Origin of the sequence: Streptococcus parasanguinis, from assembly GCF_047463195.1 — a bacterium.
Taxonomy (GTDB): Bacteria; Bacillota; Bacilli; order Lactobacillales; family Streptococcaceae; genus Streptococcus; species Streptococcus parasanguinis_R.
Window position 1 is genome coordinate 288,829 of sequence record NZ_JASHEI010000001.1, and the last position, 17,462, is coordinate 306,290.

The following is a 17,462-nucleotide window of genomic DNA, read 5'->3' on the forward strand; positions in this document are numbered from 1 at the left end:
AAACTTTCATTGCCGTGTACCTGAATTGTTGATATAATAGTGTTAATCTAACTAAAAAGGAGAAGTTATGAAAAACTTTAAACGTATTCTTTTGGCTGTAGTAGCTGTTTTTGCAGCAGTCCTCTTGGTGGCATGTGGTGCCAAAAGTGATAACGGGACTTATGTCTACAAACCATCAAAAACTGAAGTGAAGGAAATCCTTGAAGAACAAGGTGCTCCAAGTTCAAGTGTAGATGCATTGATCGACAATGTTAAATTGGAAGTTTCAGTGACCATTAAAGATAAAACAGGTAGCCTTAAAATTAAAGGTGAAATGATGGGACAAAAGACTGACCAATCATTTGATATGAAAGTTGACCAACAAAAGAAAACTCTTCAATCTAAAACAGGTGAAGGTGAGAAGGTTAAATACAAAGTTTCAGGCGATGTGTTCACTTTTGATTTATCTGGTGAGAAGAGTTCAGGTCATGAAGCTGCTTTGGAAATGTTCAAAAACGCTAAATTCAAACGTACAAAATAATACAAGAGAAGGGCAGAGAGTATCTGCTCTTTTTCTTCTTTAAAACATCTTGAATCGGTATTAAAATAGTGGTAAAATCTGATTATAAAATACATTAGGAGATTGATTATGAAAAATATTAAACGTATTCTTTTAGCTTTCGTTGCAGTTTTTGCAGCAGTCCTCTTGGTGGCATGTGGTGCAAAAAGTGATAATGGGACTTATGTCTACAAACCATCAAAAACTGAACTCAAGAAAATTCTTGAGGAGCAAGGCTTATCAGGTAGTCAATTAGAGTCTATTGGAAACGTTATTAATTTTGAAGTTTCTATTAAGATCAAAGATTCTAAAGGAACCCTCAGCATCGCGGGTGAAGTCGCTGGTCAAAAGAATGAGCGATCTTATGATGTCAAAATCAATCAAAAAGAGAAAACAATCTCGTCAAATGATGGTAAAGGAGAAAAGATTACATACAAGGTCGATGGTGATTATTTGACATTTGATCTTTCTAAGTTAAGTAATAGCAACCAAGGGGATCTTATGATTCTTAAAAACGCTAAATTCAAACGCACGAAATAATGCATATGAAGAGTGGGGAAACCTGCTCTTTTGCTTTACTTTTATGACTAGTTTGGTATAATGAATGAGACTACAGATGGGACTGGGGCAGGAATGATTTTCTTTGAAAATGATTTCGTCTCGCTCCCTCTTTTCTGTGTGATCAAGGTTATTATTTATGGAAAAGGAGAATCATCTATGCTTTATATTTGGTCTTACTTGAAAAAGTATCCCAAGTGGCTAGCCCTGAATCTATTTTCAGCGGTCCTGTTTGTTATTGTCAATTTGGGCTTGCCAACGATTCTAGCTCGCATGATTGATGAAGGAATTAACCCGCGTGATGTGGATCGGCTGTATTTCTGGGGCTGGGTCATGTTTGCGATCATTTTGCTCGGGATTGTGGGTCGGATTATCTTGTCTTACGCGGTTGGCCAGCTAACGACCACCATGGTTCGCGATATGCGCAATGACCTCTATGCTAAGTTACAGGAGTATTCGCATCGCGAGTATGAGCAAATTGGGGTATCGTCATTGGTCACTCGCTTGACTTCGGATGCCTTTGTTTTGATGCAGTTTGCGGATTCTATGTTGAAGATGGGTGTCATCACTCCCTTGATGATGGTTTCCAGCGTTCTCTTGATTCTGACAACCAGTCCTTCTCTAGCATGGATTGTAGCAGTATCTGTACCATTTCTTGCTGTCGTTGTCTGGTATGTAGCAGTCAAGACACGTCCACTTTCTGAGAAGCAACAAAAGACCCTTGACCATCTTAACCAGTTTGCACGTGAAAATTTGACAGGTCTCCGAGTGATTCGTGCTTTTGCCCGCGAAGAATTCCAAGAGGACAAATTTGCAGCTGAAAATGAAGTCTATGCAGAAAACTCGAATAAATTGTTCAAACTAACTGGTTTGACTGAACCTTTGTTTGTGCAGATCATCATTGCGATGATTGTAGCGATTGTCTGGTTTGCCTTGGATCCTCTTCATGACGGTAGTTTGAAAATTGGGGATTTGGTCGCTTTTATTGAGTATAGCTTCCACGCGCTCTTATCTTTCCTCTTTTTAGCCAATCTCTTTACTATGTATCCACGGACTGCGGTTTCTAGCCGTCGTCTCAAGGAAATCATGGACATGCCCATTTCGATTGATCCGAATGAGAATGGTGTCACAGAGACAGCATCTCGTGGCTATTTGGAATTTGATAATGTCACCTTTGCTTATCCAGGTGAGACGGAGAGTCCAGTTCTTCACAACATTTCCTTTCAGGCCAAACCTGGTGAAACAATTGCCTTTATCGGCTCGACGGGTTCTGGGAAATCTTCGCTGGTGCAGTTAATTCCTCGATTCTATGATGTCACCCTAGGGAAAATTTTGGTCGATGGAGTGGATGTTCGTGACTACAATCTGAAAGCCCTTCGCCAAAAGATTGGTTTTATTCCGCAAAAGGCCTTACTCTTTACAGGAACCATTGCTGAAAACCTTCGTTATGGGAAAGAAGACGCATCTGTAGAAGAGCTAGAACAAGCAGCAGATATTTCCCAAGCCAAGGAATTTATTGACAGTCGTGAGGAACGTTTTGACACGCATTTGGCAGAAGGCGGAAGTAACCTTTCAGGTGGTCAAAAACAACGTTTGTCCATCGCTCGTGCTGTTGTCAAAGATCCAGATGTCTTTATTTTTGATGATTCCTTCTCTGCCTTGGACTACAAGACGGATGCTACTTTGCGGAAGCGTCTGAAAGAAGTTACAGGAGATGCTACCGTCTTGATCGTGGCGCAACGTGTGGGAACCATTATGGATGCGGATCAAATTATTGTCTTGGATCAAGGGGAGATCGTCGGTCGAGGAACCCACGATGAATTGATGGAAAGTAATGAGATCTATCGTGAAATCGCTAATTCGCAACTCGATAGTCCATCATTGACAGAGGAATAGAAAGGAGAAGCAGATGAAACAAGAACAAAACAGTTTTAGTAGACTATGGACTTACTTGAGAGCCTATCGCTTGGAAGTTTGCTTGTCCATTTTCTTAAAAATCCTAAGTGTCATCATGAGTGTTGTCGAACCCTTTGTTTTGGGGCTTGCCATTACGGAATTGACAAAGAATCTCATGGATATGGCAAAAGGCCTTGCAGGAGCTAGTCTGAATACTTCCTACATCGCTATCATTATGACGCTCTATCTATTCCGTGGGGTCCTCTATGAGTTGGGATCTTATTATTCCAACTATTTCATGACCAATGCTGTTCAAAAAACCGTTCAGGACATGCGAAATGATTTGTCTCATAAAATCAATCACATTCCGGTTTCTTATTTTGACCGACATCAATTTGGAGATTTACTCGGGCGTTTTACTAGCGATGTCGAAACCGTCTCTAATGCCTTGCAACAGTCCTTTTTACAAATCGTCAACGCTATCTTTACCTTGCTCTTTGTCATCAGCATGGTCTTATACTTAAATATCCAATTGGGGATGGTGGTGATCTTGTCCATTCCGATCACTTATTTCAGTGCTCGATTTATCATGAAAAAATCTCAGCCTTACTTTAAAGAGCAGGCAGATGTTTTGGGAGCAATGAACGGCTTCGTTCAAGAAAATTTAACAGGTTTCAATGTCCTTAAGCTCTATGTCCGAGAAAAATCTTCCCAGGAAGAGTTTCATGATATTACCCATCATCTACAAAAGGTAGGATTCAAGGCCAACTTCATTTCCGGCTTAATGATGCCGATTTTAAATGGAATTTCAGATTTGACCTATCTGATGATCGCTTTGATGGGGGGCTTGCAAGTGTTAGCGGGTCGTTTGACAGTCGGGAATATGCAAGCCTTCGTTCAATATGTCTGGCAGATCAATCAACCCATTCAAAACTTGACCCAATTAGCCGGCCAACTCCAAAGTGCCAAATCGTCACTAGATCGGATTTTCCAAGTCATGGATGAACCAGATGAAGTGGCAGATGTGACAGAAACACTCTCTGGAGATTTGACAGGGCAAGTTAGCTTTAAACATGTTGATTTCCAATATGTAGCGGATAAACCCTTGATTCGTGATTTTAACCTAGAAGTGAAACCAGGTGAAATGGTGGCTATTGTCGGTCCTACCGGAGCAGGGAAAACAACCCTGATTAATCTGCTCATGCGCTTTTACGACGTGACTGCGGGATCGATTACGGTGGATGGTCATGATATTCGCCATCTGTCTCGCCAAGATTACCGTAAGCAATTTGGGATGGTCCTTCAGGATGCTTGGTTGTACGAGGGAACCATCAAAGAAAATCTTCGCTTTGGTAACCTAGAAGCAACGGATGAAGACATTGTTGAAGCTGCAAAGGCAGCCAATGTCGATCATTTTATCAGAACGCTTCCTGGTGGTTATAATATGGAAATGAACCAGGAGTCTAGCAATATTTCTCTAGGGCAAAAGCAACTCCTAACTATTGCGCGTGCGCTCCTTGCTGATCCTAAGATTTTGATTTTGGATGAAGCGACGTCTTCTGTCGATACGCGTTTAGAGCTCTTGATTCAAAAAGCTATGAAGAATTTGATGAAAGGGCGGACTAGCTTTGTCATTGCTCACCGCTTGTCTACCATTCAAGAAGCAGATAAAATTCTTGTCCTCAAAGATGGACAAATCATTGAGCAAGGAAACCACCAATCCTTATTGGTAGACAAGGGCTTCTACTATGAGCTCTACAATAGCCAGTTTTCAAGTAAACAAGCTAATTAATCTAAAAAGCTTGAGATAGATTTCTCAACTTTTCTCTATTTAATTTCTTTTGCAAAAAAGTGAAACAATAAGTTCATTACAATCCTTCATTGACAGTAAGAAGCCTTCTCGGTATACTAGGTGTAATTTATTTAGGAGGACACCATGATTATTCGACCTGTTCAACTTAGTGATGCAGCGACTATCCGAGCAATTTACCAACCTTATGTGACAGAGACAGCCATCACCTTTGAGGTCGATGTGCCGACTGTCCAGGAATTTGAAAGACGTATCACAAAAACACTGACTCAATTTCCTTATTTAGTCGCAGAAGTTGATGGGAAAGTTGTGGGTTATGCATATGCCTCGACCTATTATGCACGCGCTGCCTATGATTGGACCACTGAATTGTCTATTTATGTAGCAAAAGAGTCACGTGGACAAGGGATTGGATCAGCCCTTTATACTGCCTTAGAAGAAGAGTTAGAAGCACGAGGTTACTTACGCTTTCTGGCTTGCATTGCAGTCCCTAATGAGGCCAGCGTTGCTATGCATGAAAAGCGGGGTTATGTCCAAGTTGCTCATTTTCCAAAAGTTGGCTACAAGTTTGAGCAATGGCACGATATCGTCTGGATGCAAAAAATATTGGATGGGCCTGTGTCAACTTTGAAAGAGCAATGAAAAGTTTTTGTATGTCCTGTAAGAAAACAAGCTCCCGTTTCTTGACAGATGAAGAACTCCATGATAAACTAGTTTCATGCGATGAGTCGATTGGCTCTTAGGAGCCTTTTGCGCTGAGGAGGTCTACATTCAATTGTAACGCAGGAGCGGACCTTGAGTAGTTGTGTGAACCGATTGCTCTCACTGAAAGGTGCCTCGAATCCTGATCTTCGGATCAGGATTTTTTTGTTTCTTCAAAGAATTGAAAATTATTATAATACAATTGCTACAAAGTTACGATGGTGTTATAATATAGTAAAGTGCCTAATGTCTGAAAGGAGTGGAGTTGATTGGGAGATTTCTATCATTCTAATGATCCAGCATCTATAGACTATTCGCATAAAATTGAGGAGCTAGAAAACTCCAAACCATTTCAGGATGCCATCGGATTAATCCGAGAACAAATGAAGAACAATTTACAATGGAATGTTTTTCGATCTTTTGGTATTGTTTGTGCCATACTGTCTCTCATTTTATTGCGTTTTGCAGCTATTCCTTTGATACTTTTAGTTGTAGGTTTGTATTATTGGCCACAATATAAAAAATGAAAAGCCTTGTTTGGGGATCGAATTCGTTCGAACGATGAGATCTATCTTGATGATATCTTGTCGCCTGTATTAAAGGAAGTTTTTCCTAAGGCTTCGATCAAAGAGGATGGTTCCATCCCTTCTGAAGCTCTTTCGCATTTATGTCCTCGGTCAACTGATTTTCTATGTTTCAAAGAGCTATCATTTCATGATGACAAAGAGCTGACGGTGTCAAATCTCTATGCCCATCATACGGAGACTCGTTACCGGACGTCCAATGGACATACGAGGACGGAACATGTGGAAGTTACAGATTTCCTTGGACAAGTGTTCTCTTTATGTCTACCGATCAATTTCTCCGGTCATCTTCGAGTTGTGCCAACCAAGAAATCCTTTCTATTTAAGAGGGAGGTGAATGGGGTTTATCCTGGAGCCAGAGGAGATGAAGTTCAGATTGAAACCGAGGATATTCGCAATAACGAGAATTACAATATCTACTGTACAGATGAACTGTCTGCCCGTAAATTTCTCACCCCTAAGATGTTAGAATGGTTTGATCGACAAATTTCTCAAAATGCCATGTGTGTATTTTTGAAAGAAAAGAAACTCTATATTTCTTCGTATACCGATCGCTATATCTTTCCGACTCCCCAAAAACCGGAAGATATTGATCAGCTATCCTTGGTATCTGAATATCATAAATTATGTAGAGAACTAGTATTAATTAAAGAAATAACAGCAATTTTTGAAGGAGAAGCATCATGAATCTCATTATCGGCTTAATCATATTTGTTGCCCTATTGGCTATTTGGTTTATTAGTGTAGGAAATCGTCTCAATCGCTATCTAGTGACCATTGAAGAATCAAAGAGAACGGTCGATATCGTTCTCGTAAAACGCTATGATACCATTTCGGAAATGCTAAAAGTAGCCAAAGCTTATGCCAAACATGAGCAACAGATTTTCACTGATTTAGTTGCTTTACGCCAAGGAGCGACTATTCAAGAATCCAACCAAGTTATTACCAATCAAAATGATGTCTTGGCACAAATTCGTGCAGTCGGTGAAAACTATCCTGAGCTCTTGTCTTCTAACCAATTCTTGGCCCTACAAAAGGAAATTGCTGACGAAAATGAAGATCTTGCTGCAGCGAAGCGAATTGTCAACAGTAATGTCAGCCACATCAATCAAGAAATTGTTTCCTTTCCAGCGTCTATCGTAGCAGGTGTAAAGGGGATCCATCAAGTTCCATTTCTTGCTGAAGAAACACAAGGTAAGAAAGATTTAAGCGACTTGAACTATGACCTGAACTAAAGAGCTATTTATGATAAATAACCATCAAGAATCCTGGTCTTAGAATCAGGATTTTTTCCTACTGTTGGTACTTTTCATTTATGCCAAAAAATTGTATAATAGTACAAATACTCAATTTTTAGAAAATTTTGAAAGAGGATTTACTATGGGATACACAGTTGCTGTTGTCGGTGCTACAGGTGCCGTTGGTGCTCAAATGATCAAAATGTTGGAAGAATCTACTCTTCCAATCGATAAAATTCGCTACCTTGCGTCAGCACGTTCTGCAGGGAAAGTCTTGCAATTCAAAGGGAAAGACGTGACCATCGAAGAAACGACTGAAGATGCTTTTGAAGGGGTTGATATTGCCCTTTTCTCAGCTGGTGGTTCAACATCTGCCAAATATGCACCTTATGCGGTAAAAGCAGGCGCAGTAGTGGTTGATAACACTTCTTATTTCCGTCAAAATCCGGATGTCCCATTGGTTGTTCCTGAAGTGAATGCACATGCTCTTGATGCTCACAACGGAATCATCTCTTGTCCAAACTGTTCAACCATTCAAATGATGGTGGCTCTTGAGCCCGTTCGTCAAAAATGGGGTTTGGACCGTATCATCGTGTCAACTTACCAAGCCGTATCAGGTGCTGGTATGGGAGCTATTCTTGAAACCCAACGTGAGTTGAAGGAAGTCTTGAATGATGGGGCCAACCCACGCGATGTCAAAGCGGAAATCTTGCCATGTGGTGGTGATAAAAAACATTACCCAATCGCTTTCAACGCTCTTCCACAAATCGACGTCTTCACAGAAAATGACTATACTTACGAAGAAATGAAGATGACAAATGAAACCAAGAAAATCATGGAAGATGATAGCATTGCCGTTTCAGCAACTTGTGTGCGGATTCCAGTCTTGTCAGCTCACTCAGAGTCAGTCTACATTGAAACAAAAGAAGTGGCACCAATTGATGAAGTGAAAGCTGCTATTGCAGAATTCCCAGGTGCAGTTCTTGAAGACGATGTTGCTCACCAAATCTACCCACAAGCGGTTAATGCGGTCGGTTCACGTGATACCTTTGTTGGACGGATTCGCAAAGACTTGGATGCTGAAAAAGGGATCCACATGTGGGTTGTTTCAGATAACCTCCTTAAAGGTGCCGCTTGGAACTCAGTCCAAATCGCAGAAACTCTTCACGAACGTGGACTCGTACGTCCAACTGCTGAATTGAAATTTGAGTTGAAGTAGGGAGCGAAACAGAAATCAGTAACTCGAAGAGTTTGATTTCTTCCTCAGCTTTCTAACGAATCAACTTGTTTTATGAACAGATCATGAGGCAAAGGCAAGCAAGCCCCAGCCTCTTTCTTATATAGAGAAAGGTTTTTCTATGTCTTATAATGATTTAAAAGATTGTAAAATCATCACTGCATTTATCACCCCCTTCCATGAAGATGGGAGCATTAATTTTGACGCTCTTCCTGCTTTGATCGAGCACCTCTTGGCTCATCATACAGATGGGATTCTCTTAGCTGGAACGACTGCAGAAAGTCCAACTCTGACCCACGATGAGGAATTGCAACTCTTTGCGGCCGTTCAAAAGATTGTCAATGGTCGAGTTCCTTTGATCGCTGGTGTCGGAACCAATGAAACTCGCGACTCGATTGAGTTCGTGAAAGAAGTAGATGCTTTTGGTGGCTTTGCAGCAGGATTGGCTATCGTCCCTTACTACAACAAACCATCTCAAGAAGGAATGTATCAACACTTTAAAGCAATTGCGGATGCATCTAATCTTCCCATTATTATCTACAATATTCCTGGACGCGTTGTTGTGGAAATGACGCCTGAAACCATGCTTCGTTTGGCAGAACACCCAAATATCATTGGGGTCAAAGAGTGTACAACCCTTGCGAATATGGCCTATTTGATTGAACACAAGCCAGAAGAATTTCTCGTCTATACAGGGGAAGATGGAGATGCTTTCCATGCGATGAACCTTGGGGCTGACGGAGTGATCTCGGTGGCTTCTCATACAAATGGAGATGAAATGCATGAGATGTTCCAAGCTATTGAACACAACGATATTAAAAAGGCTGCAGCTATCCAACGTCAATTTATCCCTAAAGTCAATGCTCTCTTCTCATATCCGAGTCCAGCTCCTGTCAAAGCTGTCTTGAACTATATGGGCTTTGAAGCAGGGCCAACTCGTTTGCCATTGGTGCCAGCACCGGCAGAAGAAGCGAAACGCATCATCAAGGTTGTAGTAGATGGGGATTACCATGCAACCAAAGAGATCATTACGGGAGTTTTAAGACCGGATTATTAATGTGTAATTGCAGGATTTTTTGTTTGAACATGAATAAGTTAACATCTCAATGAATGAAGCTAATTTTTGAAAGAGCTTTGATTCTTGGCAAAAAAATTATATAATAAAGTAGTAGGTCTTCATTTCTTTCTAAGGGAAATGGAGTATTCATGAAAATTTAAAATAAAGGAGACTCCGATGGAAGTCATTAAACGTAGTGGAGAAGTGGTTGAATTCAACCCAGATAAAATTTACCAAGCTATTTTGAAAGCTGCGCAAGTTGTCTATGTTTTAACAGATGATTTGCGACAAAATCTAGCTCAAGTAACCAAGAAAGTTGCCATGGATTTGGATGAAGCCCAAGTAGAACGCGCAACCATCAGTATGATCCAATCATTAGTGGAACAACGCTTGTTGGGAGCAGGTTATATTACCATTGCAGAACACTACATTTCTTATCGCTTGCAACGTGATTTGGAACGGAGCGGCTATGGTGATCATATCGCCGTGCATTTGCATTTTGAGCAAATTCGCTAGAATATAAAAAAGAAGTTACCTAGGTAGCTTCTTTTTTTAGTATTTTTATTAATCACAGTGATTTCAGAAAACATGGTATAATAGAAGAGATTGAACTGGAAAGGAATGGAGAACATGGCAACTATACAATGGTTTCCTGGACACATGTCCAAAGCTAGAAGACAAGTACAAGAAAATTTAAAATTTGTGGATTTTGTGACGGTTCTGGTAGATGCTCGTTTACCACTATCAAGCCAAAATCCTATGTTAACGAAAATTGTTGGTGATAAGCCTAAATTAATGATTTTGAACAAGGTAGACTTGGCAGATCCTGTGGCAACAAAAGAATGGCAGGACTATTTTGAGTCTCAAGGCATTAAAACCTTAGCTATCAACTCCAAAGAGCAGTCAACAGTCAAAAAAGTAACAGATGCTGCTAAGTCTTTGATGGCCGATAAAATTGCTCGTCAGAAGGAACGAGGGATTCAGATTGAAACCCTTCGGACCATGATTATCGGGATTCCTAATGCCGGGAAATCAACTCTGATGAACCGCTTAGCGGGGAAAAAGATTGCTGTTGTTGGAAATAAACCAGGGGTGACCAAGGGGCAACAGTGGTTGAAAACCAACAAAGACCTTGAAATCATGGATACTCCTGGGATTCTCTGGCCCAAGTTTGAAGATGAAGAAGTGGCCTTAAAGCTCGCTTTAACAGGTGCCATCAAAGACCAGTTGCTTCCAATGGATGAAGTGACCATCTTTGGTCTTAACTATTTCAAAAAGCACTATCCAGCTGTTTTGCAGGAACGTTTTAAACAAATGGATCTGGAACAAGAAGCTCCTGAAATCATTATGGAAATGACCCAGAAATTAGGATTTCGAGAGGATTACGACCGTTTTTACAGTTTGTTTGTCAAGGATGTACGTGATGGTCGTTTGGGACGCTATTCCCTTGATCGTGTAGGTGAAATAGATGCCAACGATTAAAGAAATCAAAGAGCGTTTGGCAACGATTGACGATCTAGATCATCCCTTATTTGAAGAATTGATCCTTGATGGTCGAGCGGGGGTTCAAGCGGCTATCAGCAAACGAAAACGCGAACTCCAAAAACAAGTGGACGAAGATTTGCGTTTGGAAAAAATGCTAGCCTATGAAAAAGAACTTTATACTCAAGGGATTCACCTTATTGCAGGTGTGGATGAAGTAGGGAGAGGTCCTCTGGCTGGCCCTGTCGTCGCAGCAGCCGTCATTCTGCCGAAAGCTTGTAAGATTCCAGGGCTCAACGATAGTAAAAAGATTCCAAAATCCAAACACAAGGAAATCTATGAGGCTGTGCTCCAAAACGCCATTGCAATCGGAATCGGCATCAAGGATAATCAAGTGATAGACCAGGTTAATATCTATGAAGCTACGAAGCTAGCCATGATGGAGGCCATTGGTCAGCTAGAGCCTCAACCCCAGCATCTTTTGATTGATGCCATGAGGTTGGATCTTCCTATTCCCCAAACTAGTATCATCAAAGGGGATGCTAACTCCTTATCCATTGCTGCAGCATCCATCGTAGCCAAGGTGACTCGGGATCAGATGATGGAAGAGTTTGATAAAGAATATCCGGGTTATGATTTTGCGAAGAACGCTGGCTATGGGACGGCTAAGCATCTGGCTGGCCTCGTCCAACTGGGAGTGACTCCTATCCATCGGCGTTCATTTGAACCCGTCAAATCAATGTGTGAGGATTAGGATATGCTATTTACCGTCGATATCGGAGGAACCTTTATAAAGTATGGTCTGATGGATGCGGACTATCAATTGGTTCATACAGACAAAATTTCAACACCATCTACGATTGAAGAGTTTTGGCAAGGATTAGAAGAAATCATTACACCCGTAAGGGAAGAAATCGAGGGGATCGCCATTTCATGCCCTGGTGAGATCCAAAAGAGCCTTGGCTTTGTCTTTCGAGGTGGTCTCATTCCATATTTACGAGGCATTCCTCTAGCAAGTAGACTCGAACAAACATTTCAAGTTCCCGTCACTGTTCTCAATGATGGAGAAGCCGCAGGTTTAGCGGAAGCAAGGCTTGGCAATCTAAAAGATTGTTCTTGCGGTGCGACCTTGGTCTTAGGGACAGGAGTCGGCCTTGCTCTTCTTTCTAACGGTGATCTATTGAGAGGATGGCAACTGACAGAATACATTCGGACTATTGATAAGGCAGAAAGAACACCAGAAAATCGCCGCTTTCATCGCGGACTCTTTTTGCAAGGTATTTCCAATCTTTTGGAAAACACCGGTTCAGCTGTTCAATTTGTTGAGAAGGCTAGTCACATCTTAAACCTAGAAAAGGCAGATGGTATAGCCGTTTTCAAGGCTCTTGATCAAGGAGGCCATGAGGAGCTGAAATCCTTGTTTCGGGAGTATTGTCATGATATTGCTATTCTGATTTTTAATCTTCAATCTTTGCTGTTGCTTGAGAAGGTGACAATTGGAGGGGGCATTAGTAGCCAACCGCTACTGATCGATGAGATCAGTCGACAATACCATAACCTACTCTCTCAAAAAGGGCATAAACAATTTGAGGCCTTGCCGATCCAAGCGGCTCGCTTCCATAATGAAAGCAACTTGATTGGTGCCGCATCTTACTTTTATTCTTCTACATATCAAAAAAAGTTCTAGAAATAGAGCTTTTTTTCCATTCTTTTTCGAATAAATAAGTGAGAGGAAGTAGAAGGTGACCATGGAGAAATTTGAAATCTTTAAATTAAAAGAAGCTGGTTTATCAAATGAGCAAGTCTTGAGAGTTTTGGACTACTGTAGGAAAGACCAAGCCTTACCAAGCTTAGAAGAGATAGCAAGGATCGCTCGCTGTCGCAGTATCCTTCATTTTGTAGACAAATACCGGCAGCTGGATGAAGAGCATTTACACAAGGAGTTTGAACGGTTCCCATCTCTATCCATTTTTGATCCTGAATACCCTGAGGAATTGCTACAGATCTACAATCCTCCTGTACTCCTTTTTTACCAAGGGGATTTGCAACTGTTAAGCAAACCGAAGATTGCAGTTGTTGGAGCTCGCGAGACCACGCGAGAAGGGGTTCGTTCTGTAGAGAAGATTATTAAAGAACTTGGAAATGAACTGGTCATTGTTAGTGGACTTGCTAAGGGAATTGATGCGACCGCTCATTATGCCAGTATACGAAATGGTGGCAAGACCATCGGAGTGATAGGAACGGGACTGGATGTCTTTTATCCTAAAAGCAATCAAAGACTGCAGACACATATGGGGGAACACCATCTGATCTTGAGCGAGTATGGTCCAGGGCAGGCACCACTGAAGTTTCATTTTCCTGAGCGAAATCGCATCATTGCAGGCCTCTGTCAAGCTGTGATTGTGGCAGAAGCTCGACTCCGTTCAGGCAGTTTGATTACTTGTGAGCGTGCTATGGAAGAAGGCCGAGACGTTTTTGCTATTCCAGGAAATATTTTAGATGGAAAATCTGCAGGCTGCCATCATCTGATTCAAGAAGGTGCAAAGCTTGTCACCTCAGGCCAGGACATTCTTGATGAATTGAAATACGAATTGTGATTTTCCTATAGGAGAAGTTCCTAGTTGACATCTTTCTTAAAATGTATTAAACTCAATGAGATTTATACAATACAGAGGGATAAAACGTGGTAACAAAAAAGAAAAGCAGTACAACCAAGAAAAATTTGGTGATTGTGGAGTCTCCTGCTAAGGCGAAAACAATCGAGAAATACCTTGGTCGTAACTACAAAGTCATGGCTAGTGTTGGCCATATTCGGGACCTGAAAAAATCAACCATGTCGATCGATTTCGACAATAACTATGAACCGGAGTATATCAATATTCGTGGAAAAGGTCCCTTGATCAATGATTTGAAAAAAGAAGCTAAAAAAGCCAAACAAGTCTTTCTCGCAAGTGACCCGGACCGAGAAGGAGAAGCTATTTCTTGGCATTTAGCGCATATTTTGAACTTGGATGCCAAAGAAAAAAACCGTGTGGTCTTTAACGAAATCACCAAGGATGCCGTTAAAAATGCCTTCAAAGAACCGCGCCAAATCGATATGGACTTGGTCGATGCCCAACAAGCACGTCGGGTCTTGGACCGGATTGTAGGGTATTCAATTTCGCCTATTCTTTGGAAAAAGGTTAAAAAAGGACTTTCTGCAGGGCGCGTGCAATCAGTTGCCCTCAAATTAATCATTGATCGTGAAAATGAGATTAATGATTTCAAGCCGGAAGAATACTGGACCATTGATGGTGTCTTTAAAAAAGGGACCAAGCAATTCCAAGCCAGCTTCTATGGGATTGATGGCAAGAAGATGAAGCTCAACACCAATGAAGAGGTGAAAGCTGTTCTTGAACGCTTAGATGGCAAAGATTTTACCGTTGAAAAGGTGGAAAAGAAAGAACGTCGTCGGAATGCGCCACTTCCATACACCACCTCTTCTATGCAGATGGATGCTGCCAATAAGATCAACTTCCGTACACGTAAGACCATGATGGTCGCCCAGCAGTTGTATGAAGGAATCAATATTGGCTCTGGTGTTCAAGGTTTGATTACTTATATGCGTACCGATTCCACACGGATCAGTCCAGTTGCGCAAAATGAGGCAGCGAACTTTATCGTGGATCGCTTCGGTGAGAAATATTCCAAGCATGGAAGCCGAGTGAAGAATGCTTCTGGTGCCCAAGATGCCCACGAAGCGATTCGTCCATCCAGCGTCTTCAATACTCCTGAGAGCATTGCTAAATACTTAGACAAAGACCAATTAAAACTCTACACCTTAATTTGGAACCGCTTTGTAGCTAGTCAAATGACAGCAGCTGTCTTTGATACCATGAATGTCCGTTTAGGTCAAAATGGGGTTCAGTATACGGCAAATGGGAGCCAGGTGAAGTTTGATGGTTATTTGGCTATTTATAACGACTCAGATAAGAACAAGATGTTGCCGGATATGGTAGAAGGCGATATCGTTAAGCAAGTCAATAGCAAGCCTGAGCAACACTTTACCCAACCACCTGCTCGATATTCTGAAGCAACCTTGATTAAGACCTTAGAAGAAAATGGGGTTGGTCGTCCTTCAACCTATGCTCCGACGATTGAGACCATTCAAAAACGCTATTATGTGAAGCTGGTAGCCAAACGCTTTGAACCAACAGAATTAGGGGAGATCGTCAATAAACTGATCGTTGAATTCTTCCCAGATATTGTCAACGTGACCTTCACAGCGGAGATGGAAGGGAAACTCGATGATGTCGAACTCGGAAAAGAAGAGTGGCAGAAAGTTATTGATTCCTTCTACAAACCATTTTCTAAAGAGGTCGCAAAAGCTGAGGAAGAGATGGAAAAAATCCAAATCAAAGACGAACCAGCTGGTTTTGATTGTGAAGTCTGTGGTAGCCCGATGGTGATTAAATTAGGACGTTTTGGTAAATTCTATGCTTGTAGTAATTTCCCAGATTGTCGTCATACCCAAGCCATCGTTAAAGAAATCGGTGTGGAGTGTCCTGACTGTCATCAGGGACAAATCATCGAGCGTAAAACCAAGCGCAACCGTATCTTCTATGGATGCAATCGCTATCCAGAGTGTGAATTTACCTCTTGGGATAAACCAATCGGTCGGGATTGTCCAAAATGTGGCCACTACTTAGTTGAGAAAAAAGTTCGTGGTGGCGGAAAACAAGTCGTATGTAGCAATGGCGACTACGAAGAAGAAAAAGTGAAATAAGCTTTTAAATGATTCAATGTCTATTATAACGGCAATTTTTATAAATGTCTGTTATAATAGACATTTTTGCTTTTTTTCGTTATAATAGACATAAGGAGGTGGGCTTTATGTATCTTGCTTTGATTGCAGATGTGATTGATTCCAAAATCGTACAAGAACGTTTTGACCTGCAAAAACAGTTAGAAAAAACCCTTCAAAAGATCAATGAGCTTTTTAAAGACTGCCTAGCATCGGCTTTTACCCTAACTTTGGGGGATGAGTTTCAAGCGCTTTTAAAAGTGGAGGCTCCGGTTTTTCAAATCATTGATACCCTACGTTCAGAACTAAGACCGACTCAACTTCGTTTCGGCATTGGCCTCGGGGAGATTGTAACGGATATCGATCCCCTGCAAAGTATCGGTGCAGATGGACCAGCCTATTGGAATGCACGCGCAGCTATTAATCTGGTCCATCAGAAAAATGATTATGGCAACACCCAGATCTATTTTTTGAGCGGTAATGACAGCAAGGACTCGGTGGTGAATGCGCTCATCGCTTCCGGAGAAGCCATACGTTCGGGTTGGCGAGAGAGTCAGGAAGAGATCCTGCTTGATCTTTTAAAGAGATATGTCTATAGTGAAAGCTTTAGCCAACAGGAATTGGCCCAAGCGCTAGCCATCAACCCAAGCGCCCTGTCCAAGCGTTTAAAGAGTAGCAGTATTCGTGTTTATTTACGGGGACGAGCAGCAACACTAGCTTGTATTCAAAACTTAGAGAAAGGAGAGGCCCATGAGCGGATTGTCTAGTATCGTAACGAATCCATACTTGATCCTTTTGTTGATTTGTCATTTGTTATCGGATTATTATTTTCAAAGTCAGAAGATGGCGGATCGCAAGGATCAGGATAAGAAGGTGCTCGGGCTTCACATTCTATATGTAGCTCTGCCTCTGATCGTGGTTTCTCTCTGTCATCTAGATTTGTGGTGGATTTGCTTGGGCATTTTACTGACTCATGCTACAATAGATTTCTTAAAACCGATCGTGCAGAAGCAATTGAAATTACCAACCGCATGGACCTTTGCCTTGGATCAAGTCTTGCATATTGGCATCTTGACGTGTCTAGTCCTTTTAGGAGCGAAGAATGGTTCGACCTATCTGCCTCTGGACACTTTAAATCTAATCTTTTATGTCCTCCTAGTTGGAAAACCAAGCAATGTCGCCTTTAAAATTCTGTTTGCCAAGTATCAACCCACCAGCAAGAAGAAAATGGATACGATCACTGGGGCTGGTTCCATGATTGGCTTTTTAGAACGTTTGGTGATTGGCGCCTGTCTCGTCTATGGGCAATTTGCTTCGATCGGTCTGGTGTTTACAGCCAAATCTATCGCCCGCTACAATAAAATTTCGGAGAATCCAGCCTTCGCAGAGTATTATTTAATCGGGTCCTTGTTCAGTATCCTATCATCCCTCTTTGCTGCTTGGTTGTGTCTATAAGAAAATTAATAACAGACTTAGGTCTAAGACAGGAAGGAAAAGCCTCCCTGTCTTTTTACTTGGCTTTCTGGTATAATGGACCAAGTAGAAAATTAGAAAGATTTGAGGGTGTCTAACAGTCC

The 17,462-nt window shown here is 41.5% G+C and carries 16 protein-coding genes and 1 pseudogene; all 17 read left to right on the forward strand.

All coding sequences use genetic code 11. The annotated features are described in order from the left end of the window. Nucleotides 1-67: 67 nt before the first annotated feature. The 17 genes and pseudogenes from QM870_RS01320 (at nucleotide 68) to QM870_RS01400 (ending at nucleotide 17,340) form a co-directional block, all read left to right on the forward strand. Nucleotides 68-520 carry a hypothetical protein gene (locus QM870_RS01320; RefSeq protein WP_003007432.1) on the forward strand — a complete coding sequence of 151 codons (453 nt, stop codon included), beginning with the start codon at nucleotides 68-70 and terminating at the stop codon, nucleotides 518-520. Nucleotides 521-628: 108 nt separating this feature from the next. After that, nucleotides 629-1,078: a hypothetical protein gene (locus QM870_RS01325; RefSeq protein ID WP_023918199.1), complete on the forward strand. Its 450-nt coding sequence runs from the start codon at nucleotides 629-631 to the stop codon at nucleotides 1,076-1,078. 177 nt (nucleotides 1,079-1,255) lie between these two features. After that, nucleotides 1,256-2,992 (forward strand): ABC transporter ATP-binding protein, encoded by a 1,737-nt coding sequence (locus QM870_RS01330; protein ID WP_371608629.1) that lies wholly within the window; start codon nucleotides 1,256-1,258, stop codon nucleotides 2,990-2,992. A 13-nt stretch (nucleotides 2,993-3,005) separates the two neighbouring features. After that, the gene (locus tag QM870_RS01335; protein ID WP_414368259.1) at nucleotides 3,006-4,784 is read left to right on the forward strand and encodes an ABC transporter ATP-binding protein; all 1,779 of its coding nucleotides are present in this window, start codon (nucleotides 3,006-3,008) and stop codon (nucleotides 4,782-4,784) included. 144 nt (nucleotides 4,785-4,928) lie between these two features. Then, nucleotides 4,929-5,444 carry a GNAT family N-acetyltransferase gene (locus tag QM870_RS01340; RefSeq protein ID WP_414368262.1) on the forward strand — a complete coding sequence of 172 codons (516 nt, stop codon included), beginning with the start codon at nucleotides 4,929-4,931 and terminating at the stop codon, nucleotides 5,442-5,444. Between the two features lie 329 nt (nucleotides 5,445-5,773). Beyond that, nucleotides 5,774-6,775 (forward strand): annotated as a pseudogene (locus QM870_RS01345) (DUF3137 domain-containing protein). Further along, a complete protein-coding gene (locus QM870_RS01350) occupies nucleotides 6,772-7,323 on the forward strand; it encodes a LemA family protein (RefSeq protein ID WP_024055977.1) in 552 nt (183 codons plus the stop codon). The pseudogene QM870_RS01345 and the gene QM870_RS01350 overlap by 4 nt, the downstream one beginning before the upstream one ends. Nucleotides 7,324-7,468: 145 nt before the next feature. Further along, a complete protein-coding gene (locus QM870_RS01355) occupies nucleotides 7,469-8,545 on the forward strand; it encodes an aspartate-semialdehyde dehydrogenase (protein WP_414368264.1) in 1,077 nt (358 codons plus the stop codon). Nucleotides 8,546-8,684: 139 nt separating this feature from the next. Then, nucleotides 8,685-9,620 (forward strand): 4-hydroxy-tetrahydrodipicolinate synthase, encoded by a 936-nt coding sequence (dapA, locus tag QM870_RS01360; RefSeq protein WP_155167734.1) that lies wholly within the window; start codon nucleotides 8,685-8,687, stop codon nucleotides 9,618-9,620. Nucleotides 9,621-9,797: 177 nt separating this feature from the next. Beyond that, the gene (locus QM870_RS01365; RefSeq protein ID WP_003001449.1) at nucleotides 9,798-10,136 is read left to right on the forward strand and encodes an ATP cone domain-containing protein; all 339 of its coding nucleotides are present in this window, start codon (nucleotides 9,798-9,800) and stop codon (nucleotides 10,134-10,136) included. A gap of 114 nt (nucleotides 10,137-10,250) precedes the next feature. Next, nucleotides 10,251-11,102 (forward strand): ribosome biogenesis GTPase YlqF, encoded by an 852-nt coding sequence (gene ylqF, locus QM870_RS01370; RefSeq protein WP_414368267.1) that lies wholly within the window; start codon nucleotides 10,251-10,253, stop codon nucleotides 11,100-11,102. Then, complete coding sequence (locus QM870_RS01375; protein WP_414368270.1) at nucleotides 11,089-11,856, forward strand: ribonuclease HII; 768 nt, start codon at nucleotides 11,089-11,091, stop codon at nucleotides 11,854-11,856. Before ylqF ends, QM870_RS01375 begins: the two co-directional genes overlap by 14 nt. A gap of 3 nt (nucleotides 11,857-11,859) precedes the next feature. Continuing rightward, entirely contained in the window at nucleotides 11,860-12,789 is a 930-nt protein-coding gene (locus QM870_RS01380) for an ROK family protein (RefSeq protein ID WP_049492884.1), read from the forward strand. 61 nt (nucleotides 12,790-12,850) lie between these two features. Then, nucleotides 12,851-13,699 carry a DNA-processing protein DprA gene (dprA, locus tag QM870_RS01385; protein ID WP_414368273.1) on the forward strand — a complete coding sequence of 283 codons (849 nt, stop codon included), beginning with the start codon at nucleotides 12,851-12,853 and terminating at the stop codon, nucleotides 13,697-13,699. 86 nt (nucleotides 13,700-13,785) lie between these two features. Beyond that, nucleotides 13,786-15,867 (forward strand): type I DNA topoisomerase, encoded by a 2,082-nt coding sequence (gene topA / locus QM870_RS01390; protein ID WP_414368276.1) that lies wholly within the window; start codon nucleotides 13,786-13,788, stop codon nucleotides 15,865-15,867. Between the two features lie 107 nt (nucleotides 15,868-15,974). After that, nucleotides 15,975-16,652: a SatD family protein gene (locus tag QM870_RS01395; RefSeq protein WP_414368279.1), complete on the forward strand. Its 678-nt coding sequence runs from the start codon at nucleotides 15,975-15,977 to the stop codon at nucleotides 16,650-16,652. Beyond that, nucleotides 16,636-17,340: a DUF3307 domain-containing protein gene (locus QM870_RS01400; protein WP_414368281.1), complete on the forward strand. Its 705-nt coding sequence runs from the start codon at nucleotides 16,636-16,638 to the stop codon at nucleotides 17,338-17,340. Before QM870_RS01395 ends, QM870_RS01400 begins: the two co-directional genes overlap by 17 nt. Nucleotides 17,341-17,462: the final 122 nt, after the last annotated feature.